At 71.7% G+C, this 25,917-nt stretch carries 26 protein-coding genes; 9 read left to right on the forward strand and 17 right to left on the reverse strand.

Annotation, left to right across the window (positions count from 1 at the left end; translation table 11 throughout):
* Positions 1 to 302: 302 nt before the first annotated feature.
* The 5 genes from IF55_RS21025 to IF55_RS21045 all read right to left on the reverse strand — a co-directional run bounded on the left by IF55_RS21025 (position 303) and on the right by IF55_RS21045 (position 4,421).
* Positions 303 to 1,700 (reverse strand): 8-oxoguanine deaminase, encoded by a 1,398-nt coding sequence (locus IF55_RS21025; protein WP_030886061.1) that lies wholly within the window; start codon positions 1,698 to 1,700, stop codon positions 303 to 305.
* A gap of 117 nt (positions 1,701 to 1,817) precedes the next feature.
* Positions 1,818 to 2,768, reverse strand: coding sequence for a factor-independent urate hydroxylase (pucL, locus tag IF55_RS21030; protein ID WP_030886058.1), 951 nt, complete (start codon positions 2,766 to 2,768; stop codon positions 1,818 to 1,820).
* 7 nt (positions 2,769 to 2,775) lie between these two features.
* Positions 2,776 to 3,174, reverse strand: a complete 399-nt coding sequence (gene uraH, locus IF55_RS21035) for a hydroxyisourate hydrolase (RefSeq protein ID WP_078644866.1) — start codon at positions 3,172 to 3,174, stop codon at positions 2,776 to 2,778.
* A complete protein-coding gene (uraD, locus tag IF55_RS21040) occupies positions 3,171 to 3,689 on the reverse strand; it encodes a 2-oxo-4-hydroxy-4-carboxy-5-ureidoimidazoline decarboxylase (protein WP_030886051.1) in 519 nt (172 codons plus the stop codon). The genes uraH and uraD overlap by 4 nt, the downstream gene beginning before the upstream one ends.
* A gap of 270 nt (positions 3,690 to 3,959) precedes the next feature.
* The gene (locus IF55_RS21045; protein WP_030886048.1) at positions 3,960 to 4,421 is read right to left on the reverse strand and encodes a MarR family winged helix-turn-helix transcriptional regulator; all 462 of its coding nucleotides are present in this window, start codon (positions 4,419 to 4,421) and stop codon (positions 3,960 to 3,962) included.
* 227 nt (positions 4,422 to 4,648) lie between these two features.
* Here IF55_RS21045 and IF55_RS21050 point away from each other — a divergent pair, with 227 nt between their 5' ends.
* Positions 4,649 to 5,026 (forward strand): VOC family protein, encoded by a 378-nt coding sequence (locus tag IF55_RS21050; RefSeq protein WP_030886046.1) that lies wholly within the window; start codon positions 4,649 to 4,651, stop codon positions 5,024 to 5,026.
* 2 nt (positions 5,027 to 5,028) lie between these two features.
* Positions 5,029 to 5,976: a DNA-3-methyladenine glycosylase family protein gene (locus IF55_RS21055; protein WP_030886043.1), complete on the forward strand. Its 948-nt coding sequence runs from the start codon at positions 5,029 to 5,031 to the stop codon at positions 5,974 to 5,976.
* A 2-nt stretch (positions 5,977 to 5,978) separates the two neighbouring features.
* On the opposite strand, the gene IF55_RS21060 is transcribed toward IF55_RS21055, so the two are convergent.
* Positions 5,979 to 6,338, reverse strand: coding sequence for a helix-turn-helix domain-containing protein (locus IF55_RS21060; RefSeq protein ID WP_048832288.1), 360 nt, complete (start codon positions 6,336 to 6,338; stop codon positions 5,979 to 5,981).
* Between the two features lie 164 nt (positions 6,339 to 6,502).
* Entirely contained in the window at positions 6,503 to 6,754 is a 252-nt protein-coding gene (locus IF55_RS21065; protein ID WP_030886037.1) for a YkoF family thiamine-binding protein, read from the reverse strand.
* A 304-nt stretch (positions 6,755 to 7,058) separates the two neighbouring features.
* Between IF55_RS21065 and IF55_RS21070 the strand changes: the two genes are divergently transcribed.
* A complete protein-coding gene (locus IF55_RS21070; protein WP_078644936.1) occupies positions 7,059 to 8,243 on the forward strand; it encodes a DUF4037 domain-containing protein in 1,185 nt (394 codons plus the stop codon).
* Here the strand turns inward: IF55_RS21070 and IF55_RS21075 are convergent.
* The gene (locus IF55_RS21075; RefSeq protein ID WP_063764014.1) at positions 8,234 to 9,400 is read right to left on the reverse strand and encodes an FAD-dependent monooxygenase; all 1,167 of its coding nucleotides are present in this window, start codon (positions 9,398 to 9,400) and stop codon (positions 8,234 to 8,236) included. The two genes, IF55_RS21070 and IF55_RS21075, sit on opposite strands and share 10 nt — an antisense overlap.
* A gap of 137 nt (positions 9,401 to 9,537) precedes the next feature.
* On the opposite strand from IF55_RS21075, the gene IF55_RS21080 reads away from it, so the two are divergent.
* Both IF55_RS21080 and IF55_RS21085 read left to right on the forward strand, forming a co-directional pair.
* A complete protein-coding gene (locus IF55_RS21080; RefSeq protein ID WP_048832260.1) occupies positions 9,538 to 10,188 on the forward strand; it encodes a TetR/AcrR family transcriptional regulator in 651 nt (216 codons plus the stop codon).
* A 225-nt stretch (positions 10,189 to 10,413) separates the two neighbouring features.
* Positions 10,414 to 11,184, forward strand: a complete 771-nt coding sequence (locus IF55_RS21085; protein ID WP_030886023.1) for a hypothetical protein — start codon at positions 10,414 to 10,416, stop codon at positions 11,182 to 11,184.
* A gap of 51 nt (positions 11,185 to 11,235) precedes the next feature.
* Here IF55_RS21085 and IF55_RS21090 read toward each other — a convergent pair whose 3' ends face one another.
* The 3 genes from IF55_RS21090 to IF55_RS21100 form a co-directional block, all read right to left on the reverse strand.
* Positions 11,236 to 11,706, reverse strand: a complete 471-nt coding sequence (locus tag IF55_RS21090) for a hemerythrin domain-containing protein (protein ID WP_030886020.1) — start codon at positions 11,704 to 11,706, stop codon at positions 11,236 to 11,238.
* A gap of 162 nt (positions 11,707 to 11,868) precedes the next feature.
* Positions 11,869 to 12,360, reverse strand: a complete 492-nt coding sequence (locus IF55_RS21095) for a DinB family protein (RefSeq protein WP_030886018.1) — start codon at positions 12,358 to 12,360, stop codon at positions 11,869 to 11,871.
* A gap of 231 nt (positions 12,361 to 12,591) precedes the next feature.
* Entirely contained in the window at positions 12,592 to 12,960 is a 369-nt protein-coding gene (locus tag IF55_RS21100) for a MerR family transcriptional regulator (RefSeq protein ID WP_030886015.1), read from the reverse strand.
* A gap of 220 nt (positions 12,961 to 13,180) precedes the next feature.
* Between IF55_RS21100 and IF55_RS21105 the strand changes: the two genes are divergently transcribed.
* Both IF55_RS21105 and IF55_RS21110 read left to right on the forward strand, forming a co-directional pair.
* Positions 13,181 to 14,323, forward strand: a complete 1,143-nt coding sequence (locus tag IF55_RS21105) for an EstA family serine hydrolase (protein WP_030886013.1) — start codon at positions 13,181 to 13,183, stop codon at positions 14,321 to 14,323.
* Positions 14,324 to 14,479: 156 nt separating this feature from the next.
* Entirely contained in the window at positions 14,480 to 15,316 is an 837-nt protein-coding gene (locus IF55_RS21110) for an SDR family NAD(P)-dependent oxidoreductase (protein ID WP_030886011.1), read from the forward strand.
* A 171-nt stretch (positions 15,317 to 15,487) separates the two neighbouring features.
* On the opposite strand, the gene IF55_RS21115 is transcribed toward IF55_RS21110, so the two are convergent.
* The 3 genes from IF55_RS21115 to IF55_RS21125 form a co-directional block, all read right to left on the reverse strand.
* Positions 15,488 to 15,688 (reverse strand): ferredoxin, encoded by a 201-nt coding sequence (locus IF55_RS21115; protein ID WP_037965963.1) that lies wholly within the window; start codon positions 15,686 to 15,688, stop codon positions 15,488 to 15,490.
* 14 nt (positions 15,689 to 15,702) lie between these two features.
* Positions 15,703 to 16,926, reverse strand: a complete 1,224-nt coding sequence (locus IF55_RS21120) for a cytochrome P450 (protein WP_030886005.1) — start codon at positions 16,924 to 16,926, stop codon at positions 15,703 to 15,705.
* A 934-nt stretch (positions 16,927 to 17,860) separates the two neighbouring features.
* A complete protein-coding gene (locus IF55_RS21125) occupies positions 17,861 to 18,802 on the reverse strand; it encodes an alpha/beta hydrolase (RefSeq protein WP_030886002.1) in 942 nt (313 codons plus the stop codon).
* 107 nt (positions 18,803 to 18,909) lie between these two features.
* Between IF55_RS21125 and IF55_RS21130 the strand changes: the two genes are divergently transcribed.
* A complete protein-coding gene (locus IF55_RS21130) occupies positions 18,910 to 19,968 on the forward strand; it encodes a GlxA family transcriptional regulator (RefSeq protein WP_078644872.1) in 1,059 nt (352 codons plus the stop codon).
* 105 nt (positions 19,969 to 20,073) lie between these two features.
* Here the strand turns inward: IF55_RS21130 and IF55_RS21135 are convergent, their stop codons facing one another.
* The 3 genes from IF55_RS21135 to IF55_RS21145 all read right to left on the reverse strand — a co-directional run bounded on the left by IF55_RS21135 (position 20,074) and on the right by IF55_RS21145 (position 24,775).
* The gene (locus tag IF55_RS21135; protein WP_211270016.1) at positions 20,074 to 21,243 is read right to left on the reverse strand and encodes an epoxide hydrolase family protein; all 1,170 of its coding nucleotides are present in this window, start codon (positions 21,241 to 21,243) and stop codon (positions 20,074 to 20,076) included.
* A 197-nt stretch (positions 21,244 to 21,440) separates the two neighbouring features.
* Positions 21,441 to 23,075: an AMP-binding protein gene (locus tag IF55_RS21140; protein ID WP_030885990.1), complete on the reverse strand. Its 1,635-nt coding sequence runs from the start codon at positions 23,073 to 23,075 to the stop codon at positions 21,441 to 21,443.
* Entirely contained in the window at positions 23,072 to 24,775 is a 1,704-nt protein-coding gene (locus IF55_RS21145; RefSeq protein ID WP_030885987.1) for an AMP-binding protein, read from the reverse strand. Before IF55_RS21145 ends, IF55_RS21140 begins: the two co-directional genes overlap by 4 nt.
* 156 nt (positions 24,776 to 24,931) lie before the next feature.
* Here IF55_RS21145 and IF55_RS21150 point away from each other — a divergent pair, with 156 nt between their 5' ends.
* A complete protein-coding gene (locus IF55_RS21150; protein WP_048832290.1) occupies positions 24,932 to 25,717 on the forward strand; it encodes a helix-turn-helix transcriptional regulator in 786 nt (261 codons plus the stop codon).
* Positions 25,718 to 25,917: the final 200 nt, after the last annotated feature.

Consider the following 25,917-nt stretch of genomic DNA (forward strand, 5'->3'; position numbering starts at 1 on the left):
GGAGCGCGTACGGTCGGGCGGGCGGTGGAGCGCGTACGGGCTGGTCTGGGCTGGAGCTGGTCCGGGCCGGGGCGCGGAGCTTCGTTCGCGTCCCGGCCCGGTGCTCGCGGGCCCGGTGGCGTTCCGGGACCCGCGAGCCCGGCCGAGGGCCGTCCCCCTCGGCCAGGACTGGGGTGGCGCCGACGCCACGCCACGCCGGGCAGCGGTCGACGGTCGGCCACCGGCCACCGGCCACCGGCCACCGGCCACCGGCCACCGGCCATCGGCCATCGGCCATCGGCCATCGGCCATCGGCGGGAGCGTCAGGCCGACGCCGCGATCTCCGCCAGCCTGCGGGACTCGGCCCGCGCGGCCCGCGCGACGGCGGCCTCGTCGACGGTCGTGAGCCGGCCGTCCTCGACGACCGGTCGGCCGCCCACGAGGGAGAGCGTCACGGGGGCCGCGGCCCCCAGCACGAGCGCGGCGACCGGGTCGGCGATGGTGGAGTGGCCGATGCCGTCGAGCTTCCACAGCACCAGGTCGGCGAGTTTGCCGGGCTCGACGGAGCCGAGTTCGGCGTCCCGGCCGAGCACGCGCGCGCCTCCTCGCGTTGCCAGGCGCAGCACTTGACGCGCTGTCAGGGCTGCCGGGTCGTCGGTGCCGAGGCGGCCCACGAGCAGCGCGTTGCGCAGTTCGGTGTGCAGTTCCCCCGACTCGTTGGAGGCGGTGCCGTCCACGCCGAGGCCCACGGGGACGCCGGCCGCCAGCAGGGCGGGGACGCGGGCGATGCCCGCCGCGACCCGGGCGTTGGAGGACGGACAGTGCCCGACGCCCGTTCCCGTACGGGCGAAGGCGGCGATGTCCGCGTCGTCCATGTGGATACAGTGGGCCATCCATACGTCCTCGCCGAGCCAGCCCGTCGACTCGAAGTAGTCGGTCGGCCCCATGCCGAACCGCTCGCGGCAGAACTGGTCCTCCTGCACGGTCTCCGACCCGTGCGTATGCAGCCGCACCCCCTTGCGGCGCGCCAACTCGGCGCTCTCCTTCATGAGTTGGGTGGTGACGGAGAACGGCGAGCAGGGCGCCACGGCGATCCGCGTCATCGAGCCGAAGGACGGGTCGTGGTACGCGTCGATGGCCCCCTCGGTCGCGAGGAGCGCGTCCTTGGTGGACTCGACGGCGAAGTCCGGCGGCAGCCCGCCGTCCGAGGAGCCGAGGTCCATGGAGCCGCGGGCGAGGGTGAGGCGGACGCCCAGTTCGGCGGCGGCCGACACTTCTGCCGCGACGAGGTCGCCGGCGCCCCGGGGGAAGATGTAGTGGTGATCGGCGGCCGTGGTGACTCCGCCGCGGGCCATCATGGCGAGCGAGCCGCGGGCCGCCGCGTGCACCATGGGCTCGTCGATGCGCGCCCAGACGGGGTAGAGCGCCACCAGCCAGTCGAAGAGGCGGGACTCGGTGGCTAGGCCGCGGGTGAGCCACTGATAGAAGTGGTGATGGGTGTTGACCAGGCCCGGAGTGAGCAGATGGCCCGTTCCGTCGACGCGCCGGACGACGTTCGCGAGCCCGTCCGGGGCCCGGCCCGCGCCCACGGACTCGATCCGGTCGCCGGCGATGACGACGTGGCCGCTCGCGTGCTCGGTGCCGTCGGCGTCGACGGTCGCTATGGCGCAGTTCTCGATGACCGTGCGCGCTGCGGCGCCGGGGGTTGCCGATGCTGCCATGGTGCGTCCTCGTCCTTTCGTGCTGCGTCGTCGCCCCGGGGTGGGGAGCCCCGGAGGGGAGCCCCCAAGGCCGGGAGCTCCCCTCGGCGGGGAGTGCCAGTACTTCCCCGAACCCGCTCAGAGATTCGTCAGGTCCAGGGGAATCCCGGCCTCGGCGCCCTCGCGCAGGACGGTGGCCTCTATCAGGCCGTACGGGCGGTCGGACGCGTGGTAGACCGCCGAGTCGGCGGTGTCGTTCTCCAGCCCGAACGGCTTGAGGTCCACCAGGAAGTGATGCTTGTTCGGCAGCGAGAACCGCACCTCGTCGATCTCGGCGACCTCGTCGCTGCCGGCGATGACACGCGCGCCCATCTCGTAGAGGGTCTGCTGGAGGGAGAGGCTGTACGTCTCCGCGAAGGCCCGCAGCATGTCCGCTCTGACCTGCTGGTACGAGCGGTCCCAGGCGGGCTCCGGCCGCGGTTCGCCGGTCCAGCTAAACCGCCAGCGGGCGGACACCTCGGTGGCGAGAACGCGGTCCCACGTCTCCTCCAGCGTCGTGTACTCGTCCTTGATGTAGCCCCAGAACTCCGAGTTGGTGGAGTTCAGGACCACCAGGTCCTTGAGGCCGGAGACGACCTGCGACCGCTCGCCGTCGAAGGTGACCTGCGCCAGCCGGGTCTCCTGCCCCTTGCGGACGAAGGAATGGCCGACGGCCGCCCCGGCCCGGCCGCCGCCGTCGTTCCGCTCCCAGGCGTGTTCCGCGATACGGACGCGGGCCCGCTTGATCGGGCCCTGGCCGGTGACGAAGTGACGGGCCAACAGCATGCCGAACTGCTCGGCGGATTCGATGCCGTGCTGTTTGGCGAAGGCGTACACGGTGTTCTTCATCGTGTCGGTGGGGAGGCAGTTGGCGTTGGAGCCGGAGAGGTGGACCTCCTCCAGGTCGCCGGAGAGGGCGATGGAGACGTCGAGGTCCTTGATGTGGTGAGTGGCGCCGTTCCGCGTGATCCTGACGACATGACACTCGGCCTTGCCGTACTGGTTCTGACCGAGGACGACGGCGGGGGCCGGCCGGGAATGGACAGTCATGGCGGTGCTAGCTCCCTCGGTATACGGAGTAGCCGAACGGGTTGAGCAGCAGCGGTACGTGATAGTGCTCGCCGGGCGCGACGGCGAACGCGACCACCACTTCGGGGAAGAACGCCTCGCGGGGGGAGTATTCCGCGGTGTCGAACTCCAGCCGGGCGTGGGTAGTCGACTCCGGAAGCGGCGGAAGGTCCCGGCAGCGCCCGTCGGCGTCCGTTCGCGACGCGCCGTGCGCCTGCCACCGGCCCCCGCCGCCGGCCCGTACCGAGAGCGTGACGGGAACGCCCCGCGCGGGGCGGCCGGCGCTGGTGTCCAGGATGTGGGTGGACACCGAGGCGGGGGTGCTGGCGGCGTCGGTGGGCCCCGTGGTGTCGGTAGTGCCGGTGGTGCCGGTGGTGCCGGTGCTCATGGCCGCAGGGCTCCTTCGGTGATGAGGCGGGTCAGCCGGACGCGATTGATCCTCCCCAGTTCGGCCCGCACGATCTCGCTCTCCCGCTCGGGCGTGTTGCCGAGCCGGGCCCGTACCGCGTCCCGCAACTGCTCGCCGGTCAGACCGGTGGCGCAGATCAGGAAGACGTGCCCGAACCGTTGCCGGTAGGCCCGGTCGAGCGCGGCCGTCTCGGCTCTGACCTGCTCGGACGCGTCGGCCATGCCGCGCTGTTCACGGGCGGACACGGCGTCGCCGGGCGTCGGGCTCCCGAGCGGCGGGTGCCCGGCGGCGGCCGCGGCCAGCTCCGCCGCGCCGAGCCCGGCGGTGGCGGCGTCGGCGGCGTCGAGGAGGGTTTCGGGGTCGGGGTACGGGCGTCTCGCGAGGACCGCCGCGCACCACTCCGCGCTCGCGCAGACCTCGCGCAGTGCGGCGTGGGCCGCGGCATCGTCGGCGGTGTTGAACCAGGCGAGGACCGGATCCGTGCTGGGCCTCATACGGGCCTCCGTGGCGGCGATCTGGGGAATTCGCTGGGCCTGCTCGCGTCGCCCGCCGCGCGGAGACGGCGGGCCGGCTGCGCATAGCTAACGCCCTCCAGATCGTTGCGTCAACACTTTGTTGAAACCATCCGATGAAAACGGCGGCCAGGAGCCGACGCGAGCCCGACCGATCCGCACAGCCCGCCCAACTCCCCGAACGGCGAAGCCATCCAGGCCCGCCCGAGCCCTGCGGCCCGCCCGGCCCGTACAGCCGCCCTGGCGGCCCCGTCAGTCCGTCAGCGCCTCCGCTATCCGGTCGAAGTCGGCGAGGAGCGCGGCCAGCCGGCCGTCCGGGAGCGCGCGGACCATGCGGGTCTCGACGGCGTAGACGGCGACCTGCGCCGCGTCGAGGCGGCGGCGGCCCTCGTCGGTGAGGGTGGCGGGGCGGGCGCGCCCGCGGTCGACGGTCGAGGGGCGGGTGACCAGCCCCTCGTCCTGGAGGCCGCGCAGGACGACGTTCATGGACTGGCGGGTCACGAAGGTGGCGCGGGCGAGTTCGGCGTTGGACAGGCCGGGCCGGGCGGCGAGGACCTCCAGGCAGGCGTACTGCGGAACGGTCAGCCCGTGCTCGCGCAGCACCTGGTCCATGGCGGCCCGCAGCGCCGCGTGCGCGCGCTTGAGCCGGTATCCCACGTGTTCGAGTACATCCGCGGCCGGGTGGGGCGGTTCCACCTGCGAGCTTTCCTGCATGTCCATATTTTGACATCTCCGGGGGTCGGGTTTAGCGTCGAGTATGTCAAAGTCCTGACATCGAGTTCCGGCGTCGGACCCTGGCTCGACCCCTGGCGTCGGACTGGCGTCGGCCCCTGGCGTCGAGCCCGGGCGTCGGGCCCTGGCATCGAGTCCGGACGCCGAGGAACGACCCCACCCCCGATCCCCCCATCACCCGATCACCCGATCCCCCGAGGAGCACACCCATGACTGTCGGCATCGACGGCCTCGACTTCTTCGCCCTGCAGGTACGCGACCTGGAGGCGGCGGCGGAGTACTGCGAGAAGAACCTCGGCCTGCGCCGCGCCGCCTTCTCACCCCCGCACGCGGTCGTCTTCGACACCAAGCCGGTCCCCATGGCCGTACGCGAACCGCTGCCCGGCACCGACCTGGACGCCGGCCGCCCCGGCCTCGGCATCGCCCTGTGGTTCGCCACCCCCGACACGCAGGCCCTGCACGACCACCTCACCGCGAACGGCGTCGAGATCCACACCCCGATCACGGAGAGCCCGTTCGGCCCGATGTTCTCCTTCGCCGGCCCCGAGGGCTATGCCCTGACCGTGCACCAGTCCCAGGCGGGCTGACCATGGCCGCCGTCTCCTTCACCCCCGCCGGGCCGTTCTCGCTTACCGCCGCCGCCCGGTTCCTGGAGATCTGCACCCCGGCCGCCTACGAGCACTCCCCCGACGGAGTGCTGCGACTCGCCTTCCCCGGCGACGACGGCGAGAGCGTCATCGGGTGCGCCGTGCGACAGGAGGAGACGGCGGGCGGGCCCGCCGCCACGGTCCACGCCGAGTACACCCGCTACGTCGACGGGCGGGCGGTCCGCTCGACCGCCGACGGCGCGGCCGACGAGGCGGTACGGGCCCATATCGCCCGCATCCTCTCCCTCGACATCGACGGCACCGGCTTCGCCGCGCTCGCCGACGCCGATCCGGTGGTCGCCGGGCTCCAGACCGAGTTCCCGGGGCTGCGGCCGGTACTGTTCCACTCGCCGTACGAGGCCGCCGCCTGGACGGTCATCGGCAACCGGCTCCGCATGGACCAGGGCGGCCGCCTCAAGGCCCGTATCGCCGAGGAGTACGGCCAGGCCGTGGAGGTCGCGGGCCGCACGCTCCACGCGTTCCCCACCCCGACGGCACTGCGCCGCGTCGACCGCTTCACGGGGCTGCCCGGCCTCAAGGCCGAGCGGCTGCGCGCCATCGCCGACGCGGCCCTTGACGATCGCCTGAACGCCCGTCAACTCCGTTCGCAGCCAATCGAGTTCTCGCTGACCGACCTGAAGGAACTGCCGGGCATCGGGCCGTTCTCCGCCGAACTCATCCTGATCCGAGGGGTCGGGCACCCCGACGTCTTCCCCGTTCACGAGCCCCGGATGCACCAGGCCATGGCCGCCGCGTACGGCCTCGACGCCGCGACGGCGGCCGACACCGCCCGGCTCGCCGCGATCGCCGCGGCCTGGCGCCCGTACCGGAGCTGGGTCGGCCTCCACCTGCGCTCCCGGGCACAGGAGCGGGCCGCGGTCTGCCGCTAGCCCTACTCCCCACCTTCCGCGCCCTGGGCCTTCTTCGCGTTCCCGGTGCTGTTGGTCGCGTTCTCCCTGTTCAGGTAGTTGTAGATGGTGAAGCGGCTGACGCCGAGCGCTCCCGCCACCGTCTCCACACCGTGGCGCACGGAGAACGCGCCGCGCTGTTCCAGGGCCCGTACGACCGACTGTTTGGTCTTGCGGTCGAGTTCCGACAACGGCATGCCGTGCCGCCGGGCCAGCTCGGCCAGTATGTGGTCGAGCGAGTCCGACAGGTGCGGCAGCCGCACGGCCACCAGGTCGGCGCCCTCCCAGGCGAGGACGACGTCGTCGCCGCTCGCCTGCTCCGGGGCGACGAGATCGCCGCCCATCGCGTCGACGAGCGGCTTGATCGCCAGCAGGAACGGATGGTCAACGGGCGGCGACGCCACCCTCTCGACCGGCGGGGGCCCGTCGACCGGCTGAGGGCCCCCGGTCGGCGGCGGTTCCTCACCCGCGCCCCCGCCCGTACCCCCGGGCCGACCCCGCGCGCCCGTCATGAGTCCTCCTCCGCGAGGACGTTGACCTGCAACGACACTCGGGTGGCGCCCGCAGCCAGGGACTCGCGGAGCATGGAGTCCACCGCGGTCAGCACCCTGTCCGCCGTTCCTTCGGCGGTGTTGCCGAACGGGCCGACGTCCACCGCGTCCAGCGAGGCGGACTGCACGACCTCGCGCGCTATCACCGCGTGCTGCGGGGGCTCGTCGAGGTCGAAGGGCTCCGTCGTGAACTCGACCCTCAACCGCACTGCGACCCCCTCGGCCCCGCCGCTACCGTCGGCCTCCGTCGCCCCCGTGGTCCCCGCGGCTCTCCTGTCCACTCCACCGCCCGCATCGAGATCTGGGCCCCCATCGCATCGTCGAACCGCTTTCCGCCCGCGCCGCATCGCGGCGCGCGGGGCCCGTCTTCGCCGGGGCCCACGGCGGTAGCCAGTGTAGGAAGCGGCCTCCTTCGGAGAGCGTAAGGAGAGGGAGGGAGATGAACGGTTCGCCTCGGGTAGGGGCTGCGAAATCCGGTTGCCGCGGCGCGCGGCCGTCCGGCACGGTCCCGCCATGACGACCCCCGACGCCTCGTCCGCCCCTGGCCCCGCCCCCGCCCCCAGTTCCGACCCCATCCCCGGCCCCGTACCCGAATTCGTACCCGGCATCGAGCTGTCCAGGGCGCTGTACGAGGAGGGGGTGCGGCCGATCCTCGACGCGGCGCATCCGGGGCTGCGGTACGCGGCCGCGCGAGTGGGCGGCGGTTCGGAGGTGCTGGGTTTCGATACGCCGAGGTCCGCGGACCACGAGTGGGGGCCGCGGCTGGAGCTGTTCCTCACCCCGCGGGACCGCGCCCGGCACGGCGCGGATCTGCGCCGGCTGCTCGCCGAACGGCTGCCGAAGCAGGTGCGCGGCTGGCCGACCCACTTCGCGGAGAGCACCGATCCGCTGGACCCCGTCGGCCGGATGCGGCCGACCGACGGGCCGGTCAACCACCGCGTGGCCGTGCTCGACGTGGACGAATGGCTCGGCGCGCGGCTCGGCCTGGACGCCGCCGGTACGGAGCCCAGCACCCGCCAATGGCTGGCGATGCCGCAGCAGCGGCTGGCCGAGACGACCGGCGGCGCGGTGTTCCACGACGGCCTCGGCTCCCTCACCGCCGCGCGGCGCGTGCTGGCGTGGTACCCGGAGCAGGTGTGGCGCTATCTCCTGGCCTGCCAGTGGCAGCGGATCTCGCAGGAGGAGGCGTTCGTGGGGCGCTGCGCGGAGGTCGGGGACGATCTCGGGTCGGCGGTGGTGGCCGGGCGGCTGGTACGGGATCTGATGCGGCTCTGCCTGCTGCTGGAGCGCCGGTACGCGCCGTACGGCAAGTGGCTCGGCAGCGCGTTCCGGCAGCTCGCGGCGGCCGAATCGCTCGCCCCCTCGCTGCGCGGCGCGCTGGCGGCGACGGACTACCCGGAGCGGGAGCGCCGGCTGACCCGTGCGTACGAGACCGTCGCCGAGCTGCAGAACGCGGCGGGGCTCTGCGCCCCGGTGGACCCGAGGACCCGGCCGTACCACTCCCGTCCCTTCCTGGTGCTGCGCGCCGAGCGCTTCGCGCAGGCGCTGGCGCGCACGGTCACGGACCCCTGGCTGCGGGACCGGCCGCTGACGGGGGCCGTGGACCAGTGGGCCGACAGCACGGACTTCCTGAACCAGGGCGTCGGCGTGCCGGCCGCAGCGGGGTGCCCGCCGGAGGGGCCGTCAGCTCAGACCTGATACTCCTTCAACTCCATGGTCGAGCGCGGAGCTTCGGGCACACCGTTGGCCGCCGGGCCCTCACCGGCCTCGCTGTGCCCACCGCTCTCGCCGCCCTCGCCGCCCGACGGGAAGAAGGATGCGGCCGCGCGGCGGCCGAGGAGCTGGTTCTGGGCCACGTAGTCGCGCATCTCCTTCTCGAAGGCGGTGAAGGCCGTCTCGTGGTCGCCCGCGGCGGTCGCGAGCTCGCCGGCCAGGACGTACGCGCCGACCATCGCCTGTGACGTCCCCATGCCGGAGGTCGGGGCGGCGCAGTAGGCGGCGTCGCCGAGGAGGACGACGCGCCCGCGCGACCAGGTGTCCATCCGGATCTGGGTGAGAGTGTCGAAGAAGAAGTCGTCGGTGGTCTCCATGATGTCGAGCAGCCGCGGTATCTCCCATCCCTCGCCCGCGAACCGCTCCGCGATGAAGCGTTTCTGGGCGGCGGTGTCGTGCCGGTCGCACTCCAGTGTCCGGTCGGCGCAGAAGAGGCCCGCGCGGGCCTCGGTGTTGTGGCGGGCGCTGAAGAACATCCCGGCCTTGTCGCCGAGGCGGCAGAGCACTCCGCGGTGGTCGAGGCCGAGGTAGTTGGGGGCGGAGAAGATCGCGCCGCGGAGGCCGAGGTCGTGGGCGTACTCCGATTCCGGGCCGAAGACGAGGCGGCGAACGTTGGAGTGGGCGCCGTCGGCGCCCACGACGAGGTCGAAGGTGCGGGGTTCGCCCTTCTCGAACTCGACCCGCACCCCGTCCGCTCCCTGGACCATGGAGACGATGGAGTCCCCGAAGACGTATTCGGCGTCGCGTCGGGTCGCCTCGTACAGAACGTGCGTCAAGTCGCCCCGCAGCACTTCGAGTTCACCGGACATGACCTCGGATGGCAGCTCGGCGAGGGTTTCGCCCGCGCCGTCGACCACCGTGATGCCGCGCATGCCGGTGTCGTGTTCGCGCACGGCCTCGAAGAGACCCATCCGCTTCAGGACGTCCACTCCGGCACCGCGGAAGTCGATGGCGTGGCCGCCGTCACGCAGGGCGGGGGCGCGCTCCACGAGGGTGACGCGAAAACCGTAGCGGTGCAGCCAGAGGGCGAGGGCGGGACCGGCGATGCTCGCGCCGGAGATGAGGACGGACTTCTGGTTCATGACAGCTCCGTTTCCGTGAGGGCCCCGCGAGGCGGTGACATCCCGTCCGCGGCGACCGACACAGAAAAGCACACTCACTAAATAAGTGCAATCACTCAACTTATTGAGTGGGTGCACCGTGCGGTACCGTGGGTGCCATGAACCAGCCGACCGGGACCCAGCCGACCGGGCGCCGCGAGCGCAAGAAGGCCCAGACCCGCAAGGCCCTGGCGGACGCGGCCCTGCGGCTGTTCTCCGAGCGGGGCTACGACCACGTGACCGTCGCGGAAGTGGCGGAGGCCGCCGATGTCTCCGTGACGACGCTCTTCAAGCACTTCCCGAGCAAGGAATCCCTGGTCCTCGACCTGGACGCCGACCAGGAAAGAATCCTGGTCTCGGCGGTACGCGACCGGCCGGCGGGCCAGACGGTCCTGGCCGCCCTCCGTTCCCACCTGCTGACGGCGGGCCCCCTCAACGAGGCCAACTGGCCGGAGTACTCGCGGTTCAGGACGTTGATCAGGTCGACCCCCGTGTTGGGCGAGTACTTCCGACGCATGTGGGAACGGCACGAGGAGTCCCTGGCCCGCACCATCAGCGAGGCGGCCGGCGATACGGAGCCCGACATCACCTCGCGCGCTTTGGCCCGGTTCGCCCTCCAGTCGGTCCTGCTCGCCAGCGACGACCCCGATCAGTACCGGGCGCTGACCACGGTGTTCGAGTTGCTGGAGCGGGGGTGGGGGACGTACGACGCGCGGACCGTGCAGTCCGCGGAGCCTGAAGAGTCCACGCGGCCCACGGAGTCGGCGTAGCCGACACAGCCCAGGAGCCCGCGGAGTCGGCGTAGCCGGCACAGGCAGGAAGCCTGCGGAGTCCACGCGGCCGGCACAGCCTGCGGAATGAACCGGAGTTTCCCGCTTCCGTGAGGGAACCGGAGATTCCTGTCGCCGTGAGGGAACCGGAGTTTCCCGCCCCAACTCGTCGCTCATCATGGACGATGGACGGAACCTCCCCTACCAACCGCGCAGGAGCCGAACATGGCAGAGAGCGTGCCGGTGTGCTGCCCGGCGTGCCGCCGCGAACACAGTTTCACGCCGCCGACCTTCCCCTGCGCGTGCGGAGCGCCGCTGACCCTGCCCGTATCGCGGGGCTGCAGGCCGGAGGTGCTGGAGCACCGCACCTGGGACGAGTCGTGGGTGACGGTGGCCTGCCCGTCCTGCGACCGGCGGGACTCCTGGCCCGCGCCGGAGCTGGGCTGCGCCTGCGGCGCGGTCGTCCGGCTGCCCGTCACTCCCGCGCCGGAACTCGACCCTCCGGAACTCGGCCGCCCGGGCGGCAGCCTCGCGCCGGGCCGCTCCGCGGCCCCCGGCCGGCCGCCGTCGCCCACCTCGGCGGTGCTGCGGCCGGCGTTCCGGCCGGTCACGATCCGTACGGCGCGGGACGCGGTGACGGCCGCCGCGCAGTATCTGAAGTGGCTGGGCTTCGTGGGCATCCGCCCGACGCAGGACCGGGCGATATCCGGCGTGGACCTGCGGGGCCCGGGCATCATCGCCCAGGTCGACCCGACCACCCACCCCACCGGCATACGCGCCGTCGAGTGCCTGTGGCTGCACGGCATGGGCGACTCGGCGGTCAGCGTCTTCTTCTCCCTCGCCGGCTACGGCCGCGACGCACGCCAGCGCGCGGACGAACTGCTGCTCCCCCTGTTCGTCATGGACCTCACGGGCACCCCCCAGCCGGTCAACGACCCGGCCGACGACCTGATCCGCATGGGCCCCTGGTCCGGCCCGCCCGGCGGCGACGAATAACCGGTGGTTGTCGCAAGGCCGGCCCTCCGGTGGGCAGCCACCTGGCACCGCTCACATGGGGCCCAGCACCTCACTGGGCACAGCGGCCAACTCAAGGGTTTCGAGCACGGTGAGCAGTTGCCGCTCTTCGTAGCGGAAGTGGTTCTCCATGATCGCGGCGATGCCTTCGAGGTGACGGCCAAGTTCCTCCGGCGCCGCGGCCCGGTCCACCGCGGCACGGAGACCGCCCAGCAGATGGGCGATCATCGAGTGATCCTGCTCCAGCGACCGCAGCACCGGACGCAACTCCGGGTGCGCGGCCGCGATGGCCGGGAACAGCGTACGGTCCTCGCCCTGGTGATGGCCGTCGAGCGCCGCGCAGAAACCGTGGCAGTACAGCAGCAGTTCCCGAGCAGCCGCCTCACCGGGAGCACCTTCGGCCAGGGAGGCCCGGGTTACGGACAACGCTTCCCGCAGTCGGCCGTGGACCCGACGCAGTTCCAGGCTCCAGGCCACAAGCCTGGTCGTCTCGCGCTCAGTCACGCGCGAACGAAGGGTACGACGACCACATCGCCGACCTCCTTCGATCCCACGCCTCCATGCCTGACACAATCTGCCACCAGCACGCGACGCTCCCCACACTCTACCGCGCCCAACAACTGGCCCCCGCTGTCGACGACCGAGGGCGCACTGGGCGGAGCTGCGCTAGAAGTAGCCCTTCGTGCCGTCGAGCAGTTCCCGGACGATGTCCGCGTGCCCCGCGTGCCGTCCCGTCTCCTCGACGAGGTGGATCAGTATCCAGCGGAGGTTGGCACTGCCGTCGTGGAAGTCGGGGTGGCGACCGAGGTCGTCCAGGCCGGCCGCCGCAACGATCTCGTTGCTACGGGCGCACTGGGCCTCGTACTCCGCAAGGAGCTCTGCGAGCGGGCGGCCGTCGGTGTGCCAGTCGGCGTTCGTGCTCGACTCGTCGAATGCGGGGTTCTCCTTCTTGTCGCCGCCGAGGAACACCACTTCCAGCCATATGTGCTCGGTCCAGCGCATATGGGAGACGAGACCCGCCATCGTCATGTCCGGTGAGGTCGGGATGACCGAGCGGCGCGCGTCCTCGTCGCTCAGACCTTTGCATTTCCAGCGCAGAATCTGCCGCTGCAGGTCCAGCCAGCCGACGAGCGCGGTGCGTTCATCCGCCTCAGCCAGCGTCTACGGCGTCGGCTACGGGTCAGCGGACGTGGGGGCCCGGTTCAGCGAGGAGGACGCGGTCACTCCGGGTCGGTTTACGCCAACACCACGCGGTGATACGCCAACACCACACGGTGAGGCGATCGCCAGAACGCCCCAGCCCCGGGCATGCCTCTAGCCTCCGGCCGCACAGGGGGCAGGGCAGGGGGCCGTTTCTGCGGGCGGGGTCGGGGGCGGGGGTCTTAGCTGTCAGTACTGCATGTGGTGGCATTCGGGGTCGGGGTTTCGGGCTGCGGCTATCACCTCATCGAGGCGGGCGCGGACGGCGAGCAGTTCGGTGATGCGCTGGTCGATGTGGGTGCGCTCGGCGGTGAGCCGGTCCAGGAGTTCCGGGGGTACTTCTCCTGTGTCCACGCACGGCAGTACCTCGCGGATGGTGCTGCTGGACAGGCCGGCGGCGTACAGGTGTTGAATCATCCGGACGCGGCCGACGGCCGTGTCGGCGTAGTGGCGCTGGCCGCCCAGTCGGCAATCGGCCTGGAGCAGGTTCTGTTGCTCGTAGTAGCGCATCGCCCGAACGCTCACTCCGGCCTTCGCGGCGACCTCACCGATCCGCACTCTGCCTCCTCCGACCTGGCGTGATCCACCCGACTTGCACCTGACGCTAACGTCAGGTTTTAGCGTATCGGGTGGCCGGTACCGGTGATCGTGGTCGGTTGGCAGGTCGGTCGGCCGAGGGGACAGCCGAGGCTGCGGCTGCTCGGGCGAAGGGCGGTACCGGGGGGGCGGCTTGGCCGGCCCCGGCTCGTAGCGGATGACGAATGCGGAGGAAAGCAACATGGCTGAGATAGGCGGAGTATGCAGTGAACGCTTCGGCGCGGTCGGCGCGGCGTTGCGCGACCACCTCGACTCCGGTGAGGAACTGGGCGCGTCGATCGCCGTCGACGTCGACGGAGTCCTTGAGGTGGACCTGTGGGGCGGCTTCGCCGACCGGGCGCGGACCCGGCCCTGGACCCGCGACACCGTGGTGAACATGTGGTCCTCGACCAAGACCGTCACCAGTCTCGCGGCACTGATGCTCGTCGACCGCGGGGCACTCGACGTCCACGCTCCGGTGGCGGCCTACTGGCCGGAGTTCGCCGCGGGCGGCAAAGAGGACATCGAGGTCCGCCACCTGCTGGCCCATACCTCCGGACTGTCGGGGTGGGAGCGGCCGTTCAGCATCGAGGACATGTACGACTGGCCGACGGCCAGCGCCCGGCTCGCCGCCCAGGAGCCCTGGTGGAAGCCGGGAACGGCCTCCGGTTATCACCTCCAGACGTACGGGCAGTTGATCGGCGAACTCGTCCGGCGCGTCACCGGACGCTCCCTCAAGCAGTTCGTCGATGAGGAGATCGCCCGTCCGCTCGGCGCCGACCTGCAGATCGGCGCGCGGGAGGCGGACTGGCCGCGGATCGCCGAGCTGGCCCCGCCGCCGGCCGCGGTCCTCGACCTCGAAGCCCTCGACCCCGACGGGCCCACGTACAAGGCGTTCCTCGGCTCGCCCGGCACCGCCGAAGCCGCCGGTACGCCCGCTTGGCGCCGTGCCGAACTCGGGGCGGTCAACGGCCACTCCAACGCCCGCTCGATGGCCCGGGCCCTGTCAGCGATCTCCCGGGGCGGCGAAGTGGACGGGCACCGGCTGCTGTCACCCTCCACCATCGACCTCGTCTTCCAGGAACAGGCCCGCGGCGACGACCTGTCCATCGGAATCCCCCTGCGCTGGGGCATCGGCTACGCTCTCCCGCACCCGGGCACCCTGCCCTACATCCCCGATGACCGCGTCTGCTTCTGGGGCGGCTGGGGAGGGTCACTGGTCATCATGGACGTGAGCCGACGCACCACCATCACCTACATGATGAACAAGATGGCTCCCGGAGTGCTCGGCTCCGACCGCGCCGAGACGTACGTACGCGCGATCTACGAAGCACTCACCGCATGACGCGCGCGGAGCCGCGAGCCGTCGGGTGACCGGCTCCGGGTCGCCCGGCTCCTTCAGCTTCTTCTTTCGCTTCTTCTTTCGCTTCTTCTATAGCTTCTCCTTCAGCTTCTCCGACTTCTTCAAAATCTCTGAATTCTTCAACTGAGGTGATTCGACATGACGGCCAGCCAAGTCGCGGTGGTCACGGGAACTTCGAGCGGTATCGGCCTGCACACCGCACTCGGCCTGGCCCACAAGGGGCTGCGCGTCGTGGCGACGATGCGGGACACCGGCCGGGCCGGCGCTCTGCGGGACGAGGCCGCGCGTCAGGGCGTGGAGTTGGCGGTGCGGGCCCTGGACGTCACGGACCGCGACGGGGCCTGTGCCTGTCTGGACGATGTGGCAGCCGAGTTCGGGGCCGTCGACATCCTGGTCAACAACGCCGGCAGCGCCACGTTCGGCACACTTGAGCAACTGAGCGACGCCGCCTTGCAGAAGCAGCTCGACGTCAACTTCCTGGGCGTCGCCGCGCTCACGCGGCATGTGCTGCCGTCGATGCGGAAGTCCGGCGCCGGGAGGATCATCACCGTCACGAGCAATGGAGGGGTCGTCGGCGAGCCGTTCCTGGACGCGTACTGCGCCTCGAAGTTCGCCGTCGAGGGCCTGATGCAGTCCCTCGCCCCGGTGGCGGCCCGTTTCGGCGTCACGGTCAGCGTGGTCGAACCCGCCTCCGTCGTGACCGACATGATGAAGAACCTCGACACCGAAGCGCTCGCCGCGCCGAACGACCCCTACCGAGATCTCGCCGAAACCTTCTACCAGACGGCCGGCACGGTCATGGCGGGCGGCCAGACGGCCCAGGACGCGGCGGCGGTAGTGGTCGAGGCGGCGACCACGGACACCCCCCGCTTCCGCTGGCAGACCTCCCAGGCCGCCGTCGACTTCGTCGGCCTCTCCCTCGCGGACCTCGACGGCAGCAAGGTACTCGGCGCCATGTCCGCATGGCTGGACTGAGCCGAGCGGGGCGGGGGACATCGCGTACGTGCGTCTGATGGGCCGGACGAGGCCGTACGAGGCTGGGCGGCGTGTGTACGAGGCCGGACGAGACTGGGCGGCGGGCGTACGAGGCCGGACGACGGGCCGGCCCGCCCCCGGGGCGGGTCGGCCCGCTCGGACCGCGGCCGGCTACTCGGTGATCTTGACGGCGCCGGAGGGACAGATGTTGCCCGCCTGGCGGGCGGAGGACAGTTCGGCCGAGCCCTGCGGCTCCTTCTTGAGTACGGTCACGAGCCCGCCCTCGTCCTGGTCGAAGACGGCGGGGGCGGTCATGGCGCACAGGCCGGCGCCGACGCAGACGTTCCGGTCGGCGGTCACTCGCGTGGCCACGCCTTTCGCCGCCGTCACCAGGTGACCGGCAATTCGTTGACGCCCTGGATCGTGGTGGCCGGGCGGAGGTTGAGTTCCTCTACCGGGACCGCCAGGCGGAGCGTCGGGATGCGGTCGAAGAGGGCTTTGAGGATCACTTCGAGTTCCAGGCGGGCCAGGTTCTGGCCGAGGCACTGGTGGACCCCGTACCCGAAGGCGAGGTGGTGGCGGGCCGAGCGCCTTATGTCGAAGTCATCGGGGTTCTCGAAGACCGAACCGTCGCGGTTGGCTATCGCGTTGGAGACGATGACGCCCTCGTTGGCGCGGATCACCTGGCCGTCTATCTCGATGTCGGCCGTCGCGACGCGGCCGCCCACGATGTCGGCGATCGCGAGATAGCGCAGCAACTCCTCGACGGCGCCCGGGATCAGGCTCGGGTCGGCGCGCAGCGCCGCGAGTTGGTCCGGGTGTTCCAGCAGTGTGATCACGCTCAGCGAGGTCATCGAGGCCGTCGTCTCGTGGCCCGCGATGAGCACCAGGACCGCGTCCATGGCCAGGTCGTCGCGGTCGATGGCGCCCTTCGCCATCTGTTCGGTGACCAGGGTGCTGAGCAGGCCGGGGCCCGGCTCGGTCGCGAACTTGTCGACCAGCCCGCCCATGTAGTGCGCGAGTTCCTGGCGCGCGGCGACCGTGCTCTGCGCGTCTATCCCCTGGACCATGCGCCGGGAAGCGTTCTGGAAGAAGTCGTGGTCGGCGTAGGGCACGCCGAGCAGATGGCAGATCACCATGGACGGCACCGGCAGCGCGAACTGGTGGACCAGGTCGGCCGTCGGGCCGGCGGCAAGCATGTCGTCGATGAAGCCGTGCACGATCCGCTCGACGTCCGTACGCATGCCTTTGATGCGCTTGAGCGTGAACTCGCCGATCATCATCCGCCGCTTGGCGCCGTGCTGCGGCGGGTCCAGGTTGACCAACGACGGCGGGGAGGTGCGGAACGCCGCGATGCTCGGGGAGACAGAGGGGAAATCCTCGGAGAGGCGGTTGGACGAGATCCGCGGGTCGGCGAGCAGTTTCCGTGCCGTCTCGTGCTTGGTCACCACCCACGCCTGCCGGCCGTCGTAGAGGGTGACCCGCCGGAGCGGCGCCTTCGAGTCCCTGAACTCGACGTACTCCTTGGGGATTTGATAGGGGCAGGTGCGGTCGCTGGGGAAGGCTGGTGCGTCGTCTCGGTGGATTGGTGCGGCAGTCGTCTCAGTCATCGATCTCCTTGAGGACCCGACACTTAAAGAACGGTCAGTTCTCTCGCCGAGAGGCTAGGTTGCGCACTTAGGGAACGCAATGCCCCCTGAGTCAACTCTGCGGAATGACGCCGTCACCCAACGCCGATCGGGCCGCCCAAAACGGCCCCTGACCACCACAAAGACCTCCCTGCCGGGGCGAGTAACCAGAACACGCCATTTTTTCGGCGGCGTTGGGGGGGAGTTCGCGAGGGGGCGGCGGGCCGGCCGCGTCCGTATGGCAAGGGATGGAGCACGTGGCCGCCCGTGCCCGTGCCAAATCCTGCCCTCTGGCCAGGCAGCCGCCCCACAATCGCGAGTGCCATCAGTTCCTCGTATGCCGCGCGCGTACGTACACACGTCCCGTCCATGGTGAACACCAGGCCGAACCCCTCCACCCCGTGGGAGGACGGCGCAGTAAGTGACCAGTGGGCGCCTGGTGCCGCGGCGACCCGTACAGCACGCGGGAGTGGGCCAGGTCCGGCTGTCGGGATACGGCCGTCTCGATCACCGCCACAGACGCCTGCTCGTACGACACCGGCCCGACTCCCACGCGCTATCGGCATCGCGCCCGCCGCCCCGTCCGAACCAGACCTGCCCCTGACAGTATGGGGGCCCCGGTCGCAGGCCATCCGGCGATGGCGGACACGGCTGACGAACGCTGACCGACCCTTTTCCGTCGGCGGAGGCCACAACGGATGGCGTCTGCCGAGACGCGACGCGCTCCCGCGCGCTGCACTGCAGGAATTACGCGGTACAGGAAGCTGATGGCGCGTCACGCCCCCTCGCGCCGTGCCGCCCCGTGACGCGAACACCCGTGGGCCGACGGCGGAGGCGGTGTGTAGGGCGGCGCGTTCCGCTGTGACCGAGGTCAGCGGCCGGCGGGTGCCGGGGGCCCGGGCGTGGTCGGGGGCTGTCAGTGGTGGTGGAGGGCGTCGCGCAGGGCGCGGACCTGGTCCTTGAGGTTGCGTTGACTGATGGCGGCTTGGGGGAAGAGGAGGTCGAAGCCGTGGACGGCGCCGGGGAGTTGGATGAGTTCGGTGGTGGTGCCGGCGGCGGTGAGGCGGTCGGCGTAGGCGCGGCCTTCGTCGCGGAGGGGGTCGATTTCGGCGACGGTGATGAAGGTGGGCGGGAGGTTGCTGAGGTCGTCGGCGTGGAGGGGGGAGGCGTAGGGGTGGAGGTTTTCGCCGCCGGTGTAGCGCTGGAGGGCGAGGAGGAGGGCGCGGCGGTTGAGGACGGGGAGGTCATCGGCGGTGCGCAGGGATTCGCTGGTGGCGGTGGTGTCGACGCCGGGGTAGGTCAGGGATTGGAAGGTGATGTGGGGGCCGCCCAGGTCGCGGGCGCGCAGGACGGTGGCGGCGGCGAGGTTGCCGCCGGCGCTGCCGCCGGCCACAGCGATGCGCTGGGGGTCGGCGCCGATCTCGGCGGCGTGCTCGGCGGCCCATTCCAGGGCGGCGTAGGCGTCGTCGGTCGCGGCCGGGAAGGGGTGTTCGGGGGCGAGGCGGTAGTCGACGGAGACGACGACGGCTTCGGCTTCGGCTGCGTACTGCAGGGAGCGGCCTTCTTCGGCTTCGGGGGAGCCGTAGGTGTAGGCGCCGCCGTGGAGGTAGAGGATCACCGGCAGGATCGCGTCCGTAACAGGACGGTAGAGACGCAGGCGCAGTTGGCCGCCGGGGCCGGGGATGTACCGGTCTTCGACCTTGACCCGCTCGTCGGTGGGCGTCTCGGGGAGGTCGCGCAGGAGGGCGTAGCGCTGGGGGTCGGCGAGGACGTCGTCGAGGCCGTAGACGGGGAAGACGCCGGTGTCGGCGGTGTCGAGGAGGTGCTGGATCTCGGGGTCGACGGCGGGGTAGGGCATGGCGGGTGGCGCCTTTCATGGGTGTTCCGGAAGAAGCACCCTCAGTTTCTCCAGCGCGCGGGCGTCGCAGAAGTGGCCCGGGGGCCATGATGTGCAACTATTGGGCCATGACCGCTCCCGCCTCCCACCAGCCCGCTCCTCACCAGCCCGCCCCTCACCGGTCGGCGTCCCACCAGCCGGACTCCCACCAGGTCACCGTGCTCGCCATCGCGCCCGTGGTCGCGTTCGACCTCAGCATCCCGGCCCAGATGCTGGCCACCGTCCCGTCCAGCACGGACCACGCGGCGTACCGGGTACGGACCGCCACCCCGGACGGCGCCCCGGTGTCGACGGCGCACGGCTACGGCGTCACCCCGGAAGGCGACCTGTCCCTGCTGGAGCACGCCGACACCGTGATCGTCGCCGGCACCCGCTCCCCGGCCCTCCTCGACGAGGGCGTACTGGACCCGGCCATCGTGGAGGCGCTGCGGGAGGCCCGCCGCCGGGCCCGGATGGTGTCCCTGTGCACCGGGGCGTTCGCGCTCGCGGCCGCCGGGCTGCTGGAGGGGCGCCGGGCCGCGACGCACTGGCGCTACGCCGACCACTTCACCCGCCTCTTCCCCGCCATCGCGCTCGACACCAACCCGCTGTACGTCGACGACCGCGGGGTGCTGACCTCCGCCGGCGGCGCGGCCGCCATCGATCTGTGCCTGCATCTGATCCGCGAGGACCACGGCAGTTCCGTCGCGAACCAAGTGGCCCGCTACAACGTCGTCGCGCCGATGCGGGAGGGCGGGCAGGCGCAGTACATCGACCACCCCGTCTCGGAGGACGCGGGAACGTCCACGGCCGGGGCGCGCGCGCTGATGACCAAGCACCTGGACCGGCGGCTGTCGCTCCAGGACCTCGCGGCCCACTGCCACATGAGCGTACGGACGTTCACCCGGCGCTTCCGGCAGGAGACCGGCCTCTCCCCCGCCGAATGGTTCACCTCCGCCCGGCTGAAGCACGCCCGCTATCTGCTGGAGTCGACGGACCTGCCCGTGGACGACATCGCCGCCGAGTGCGGCCTGGGCAGCGGCACCAATCTGCGGCAGCACATGCGGATCAGCCTGGACACCACGCCCTCCGCCTACCGGCGCGCCTTCCGCTCCACCACCGCCGAACGCACGCCGCCCCGCCCCTGAGCCGCACCCCGATTCGACGGGCGTACGGTGCCCCGCCCCTGAGCCGCGCCCCGGCCCGACCGGCGTACGGCGCCACGCACCCCACCCGGACCGTCGGACGCGGACTCACCGGCAGGTACGGAAGAACTCCGTGAGGTCGTGCGCGAGGAGTGCGGGCTCCTCGTGGGCGGCGAAGTGACCGCCGCGGGGCATGTGGGTGTACCGGGTGACGTGGTACGTGCGCTCGGCCCAACTGCGGGGCGGCCGGGTGAGGTCGGCCGGGAACAAGGCGACGGCCGTCGGCACGGTCACCCGCTCCACCCGCCGCGTCAACCCCTGGGCGTACTCGTAATAGGGCCGGAACGAGGTCGAGATGGTGCCGGTGAACCAGTAGAGCGACGCCTGGGTGAGGAGGAAGTCGTCGCTGAACCGGGAGGACAGGTCGCCGCCGCAGTCGCTCCACGCGCGGTACTTCTCCACGATCCACGCCAGCAGGCCGGTCGGCGAGTCGGCCAGGCCGTAGCTCAAGGTGAGCGGGCGGGTGCTCTGCTGGTGCATGTACGCGCCCTCCGCCGCGGACCACGCCGCCACGGAGTCGAGGTACTCCTGCTCCTCGGGGGTCACGTCGGCCGGGTCGTGGACAGCCGGCGCGGCGACCGCCATCAGATGGATGCCGGCCACGGCCTCGGGGTGGGCCTCGCCGAGCCGGGAGGTGATGCCCGCGCCCAGGTCCCCGCCGTGCGCCGCGTACCGCTCGAAGCCCAGCTCGTCGTGCATGAGGCGGTGCCAGAGCTCGTGCGTCTGCTCCGTCGGCGAGGGGCGCTGGGGCGAGAAGGCGAAGCCGGGCAGGGAGGGGACGATGACGGTGAACGCGTCGGCGGCGTCGCCCCCGTACCGCGACGGGGCCGCCAGTCGGCGGGCGAGGCCGGTCAGTTCGAGGAAGGAGCTGGGCCAGCCGTTGGTCAGGACGATCGGCAGGGCGCCGGGGCGCTCGCCGTCGAAGCGCAGGTAGTGGACGGGGGTGCCGTCGATGTCCGCGAAGTGGGACGGCAGGGCGTTGATGGCGGCTTCGTGGGCGCGCCAGTCGTAGCCGGAGCTCCAGTGGTCGACGAGGCGCCGCAGCTCGGCGGCGTCGGTGCCGGTCTCCCAGCCGCCGCCGTCGCCCCGCTCCCCTCCGCCGCCGGGCCAGGGCGTCGGCCAGCGGGTCTGGCGCAGCCGGGAGCGCAGCTCCGCCAGTTCGGCGTCGGGGACGGCGATCACGGGCGTGGAGCGGGTCGCGGGCGTGGAGCGGGCCACGGGGCCTCCAGGGTCTCGTTCTCACCCAGCACGCATGATCGTTTCCTCGGGCGAGGCGCCCAGTCTACAAATCGACGGCCTCCCTACCTGTATGCCGGCGGCCCCGCCCGTACGAGCCCCAAGGCCACCCGCCCGTACGACGGAGGCACCGCACCCGCCCGTACGACAGTCGCACCCGGCAATCGGCGCCGCCCCGCCTACGCCCCGAACCCCCGTCCCGCCGCCTGCTCCCGGAGTTCGATTTTGCGGACTTTGCCGCTGACGGTCATGGGGAAGGCGTCGAGGATGCGCAGGTAGCGCGGGACCTTGTAATGGGCGAGCCGGCCCCGGCAGTAGCGGGCCAGCTCCTCGCGGCTGAGGGTCCCGGCCCGGTCGCGGAGTATGACGCAGGCCATGATCTCCTCGCCGTACTTCTCGTCGGGGACGCCGATGACCTGGACGTCGGAGATTTTGGGGTGGGAGTGGAGGAACTCCTCGATCTCGCGCGGGTAGACGTTCTCACCACCGCGGATGATCATGTCCTTGATGCGGCCGACGATCACGACGTAGCCGTCCTCGCGCATCACCGCGAGGTCTCCGGTGTGCATCCAGTGGCTGTCGTCGATGGCCTCGGCGGTGCGCTCGGGCTCGTTCCAGTAGCCGCGCATCACCGAGTAGCCGCGGGTGCACAGTTCGCCGGCCTCGCCGCGCTCCAGGGTGACGCCGGTCGCCGGGTCGACGACCTTCACCTCGATGTGCGGCAGTACCCGGCCGACGGTGCCGGTGCGGCGCTCCAGGTCGTCCTCGCGCCGGGTCTGGGTGGAGACGGGGGAGGTCTCGGTCATGCCGTAGCAGATGGCGACCTCGGCCATGTTCATCTCGCCGACCACGCGTTTCATCACCTCGGCCGGGCAGGGCGAGCCGGCCATGATGCCGGTGCGCAGCGTCGAGAGGTCGTACGCGGCGAAGTCCGGGAGGCCGAGTTCGGCGATGAACATGGTGGGGACGCCGTAGAGCGAGGTGCAGCGTTCGCGTTCGACGGCGCGCAGGGTGGCGGCGGCGTCGAAGGACGGCGCGGGGATGACGACGCAGGCGCCGTGGCTGGTGGCGCCGAGGTTGCCCATGACCATGCCGAAGCAGTGGTAGAAGGGCACGGGCAGGCAGATCCGGTCCCGTTCGGTGTAGCCGACGGTCTCCCCCACGAAGTAGCCGTTGTTGAGGATGTTGTGGTGGGAGAGGGTGGCGCCCTTGGGGAAGCCGGTGGTGCCCGAGGTGTACTGGATGTTGACGGGGTCGTCGCTGGAGAGCTGCGCCTCGCGCTCGGCGAGCCGTTCCGGCCGCACCCCGGCCCCGGCCCGTACCAGGCCGTGCCAGGTCGGATCGCCGATGTAGACGACATCGCGCAGCGCGGGGCAGCGGGCGCGGACCTGCTCGACCATCCGCCGGTAGTCGCTGCTCTTGTGCTCGACGGAGGCGATCAGCACCTCGATGCCGGACTGCGCGAGCACGTACTCCAGCTCGTGCACGCGGTACGCCGGGTTGACGTTGACCATGATCGCACCGATCCGCGCGGTGGCGTACTGCACCAGCACCCACTCGGGGCAGTTGACCGCCCAGATGCCGACCCGGTCGCCCTTGGCGACGCCCTTGGCCAGCAACCCGAGGGCGACCTCCTCGACGGCCTCGCCGAACTCCGCGTACGTCCAGCGGCGGCCGCTCGGCACGTCGACGAGCGCGTCCCGGTCGCCGAACCGCTCGACGGCGCGGGCCAGGTTCGCGCCGATCGTCTCGCCCAGCAGCGGGGTGTCGCCGACGCCGCTCGCGTACGACAGGGTGCTCCCCGGCGCGCTCATCGGTGGTCCTCCTCTCGGAACTCCGTGCCGCCGCCCTGCGCCGTACGTTCGCGCAGTTCGATGCGGCGGATCTTCCCGGAGACGGTCTTGGGCAGCTCCGCGAACTCCAGGCGGCGGACGCGCTTGTACGGCGCGAGGGTCGCCCGGGAGTGCGCGAAGATCGCCGCGGCCGTCTCGGCGCCCGGCTCCCAGCCCGCCGCGAGGACGATGTACGCCTTGGGCACCGCGAGCCGCAGCGGGTCGGGGGCGGGGACGACGGCCGCCTCCGCGACGGCCTCGTGTTCCAGCAGCGCGCTCTCCAGCTCGAAGGGCGAGATCTTGTAGTCGGACGCCTTGAAGACGTCGTCGGCCCGGCCGATGTAGGTGATGTAGCCGTCGGCGTCGCGCGAGCCGATGTCGCCGGTGCGGTAGTAGCCGCCCGCCATCGCCTCGGCGGTGCGCTCCGGGTCGCCCTCGTACCCCGTCATCAGGCCCACCGGCCGGGCGGAGAGGTCGAGGCTGATCTCGCCCTCGTCGCCGGGCTTGCCGGTCACCGGGTCGAGGAGGGCGACGGCGAAGCCGGGGCTCGGGCGGCCCATCGAACCGGTCTTGATCTTCTGGCCGGGGCAGTTGGCGATCTGCACGGACGTCTCGGTCTGCCCGAACCCGTCCCGGATCGTCACCCCCCAGGCGCGCCGCACGGAGTCGATGACCTCGGGGTTGAGCGGTTCGCCGGCGGCGACGGCCTCGCGGGGCGGGGTGCGCAGCGCGCCGAGGTCGGCCTGGATCAGCATCCGCCAGACGGTGGGCGGAGCGCAGAAGCTGGTGATGCCGCAGCGGTCCATCTCGGCCATGAGGCGGGCGGCGTCGAAGCGCGTGTAGTTGTGGACGAAGACGGTCGCCTCGGCGTTCCACGGCGCGAACAGGTTCGACCAGGCGTGCTTGGCCCAGCCGGGCGAGGAGATGTTGAGGTGCACGTCGCCGGGGCGCAGCCCGATCCAGTACATCGTCGACAGGTGGCCGATGGGGTAGGAGACGTGGGTGTGCTCGACGAGCTTCGGCTGGGCCGTCGTCCCGGAGGTGAAGTACAGCATGAGCGGGTCGCTCGCGAGGGTCGGCCCCTCCGGGGTGTACGCGCCGGGGCACTGGTAGGCGTCCTCGTAGGCGAGCCAGCCGTCGCCCGCGCCGGCGGCGGCGCTCGTGGTGTTCGTCCCGGCGCCGACGACGATCCGCGTGTAGTCGCCCGGCACGTCCGTGAACTTGTCGCGGTCCTCGGCCCGTACGAGCACGTGGGCGGCGCGGCCGCGCTCGATGCGGTCCGCGAGGTCGGCGGGGCCGAGCAGCGGGGTGGCGGGGATGACGACGGCGCGCAGCTTCATCGCCGCGAGCGCGGTCTCCCACAGCTCGGCCTGGTTGCCGAGCATGACGACGATCCGGTCCCCGGCCCGTACGCCCTGGGCGCGCAGCCAGTTCGCGACGCGCCCGGAGCGGTCGCGCAGCGCGTCGAAGGAGAGCCGGGTCTCGGCGCCGTCCTCCTCCACGATCCACAGGGCGGTCCGCTCGTTGCCCGCGGCGATCCGGTCGAACCAGTCGAGCGCCCAGTTGAACTCCGGCGGCCGGGGCCAGGAGAATCCGGCGCAGGCCCCCGCGTAGTCCTCCCGGTGCCCGAGCAGAAAATCCCGCGCCGCGCGGAACTCTTCGGTCACGTCGGTTGCCGTCACTTGTCCTCCTCATTGCGGAACGCGCTCGTTAGCATCGTGCGACGAGTGATCTGAGTCTCACCACCCCCGGACGGGGGTGACCGCAATTCGCGAATTCGGGAGTTGACCGTGGCGCATCCGGACGAGGCGGCAGAGGTACGAGCGGCGCTGCTGCGGATGCGCCGGGACTGCGGGCTGCCGGTCGCCTTCGGCGGGCTGTTCGCGGGGCCGCGCCAGTTCCGGATCTCGGAGCTCGCCGGCACGGAGTCGGGGGCCCTGGGCGGGCTCGCGATCCGGCCGGGCACGGGGCTCGGCGGCAAGGCCGCCACGCTGAGCCGGCCGCTGTCGGTGACGGACTATCACGCCTCGCGCGTGATCAGCCACGAGTACGACGCCGCGGTGGCGGCGGAGGGGCTGCGCTCGATACTGGCGGTGCCGGTGGTCGTACGGGGCCGGGTGCGGGGCGTCCTGTACGGGGCGCTGCGCCAGCCGCTCGCGCTGGGCGACCGGCCCCTGTCGGCGGCGGTCGAGGCCGCCCGCGACCTGGAACAGGCCCTCGCCGTGCGCGACGAGACGCGGCGGCTGCTCGCCATGGCCCGGCAGCCGGCCGCCGACCCGGCCGTGTGGGAAGAGGTACGCGAAGCCCACGGCGACCTGCGGGCGCTGGCGCACCGCGTGACCGACCCCGAACTGCGCCGGGAACTCCTCGCGGCCTGCGGCCGTCTCGCCGCGGCCTCCGGCTCCGCCCCGGAACGCGGCCGGCCGCCGGTGGAACTGTCCCCCCGCGAGGTGGACGTGCTCGCCCAAGTCGCCGCCGGCACGACGAACGCCGGCGCGGCGGAACGCCTGGGCCTGCGGCCGGAAACGGTCAAGAGCTACCTGCGCTCCTCGATGCGCAAGCTCGGCGCCCACACCCGCCTGGAAGCGGTGGTGGCGGCGCGCCGGGCGGGGGTGCTGCCTTGATGTTCGCCCGGCTGCTGCCGTGACGTTCACCCGGCTGATGCCGTAACGATGCGGCCCCGCGGGACGGGTGCTGACGGGCCGCCAGGCCCCATGTCGCGGTGGGAGCCCGCCGAGGCGGCGTGGGGGGTACCACTATGGGGTGAATGGGCGGCGCGATGGCGACTCTTTCGAGTGAATTTGCCCGATGGGGTGACCCGACC

This window comes from Streptomyces varsoviensis (genome assembly GCF_000718635.1).
Classification (GTDB): Bacteria; Actinomycetota; Actinomycetes; order Streptomycetales; family Streptomycetaceae; genus Streptomyces; species Streptomyces varsoviensis.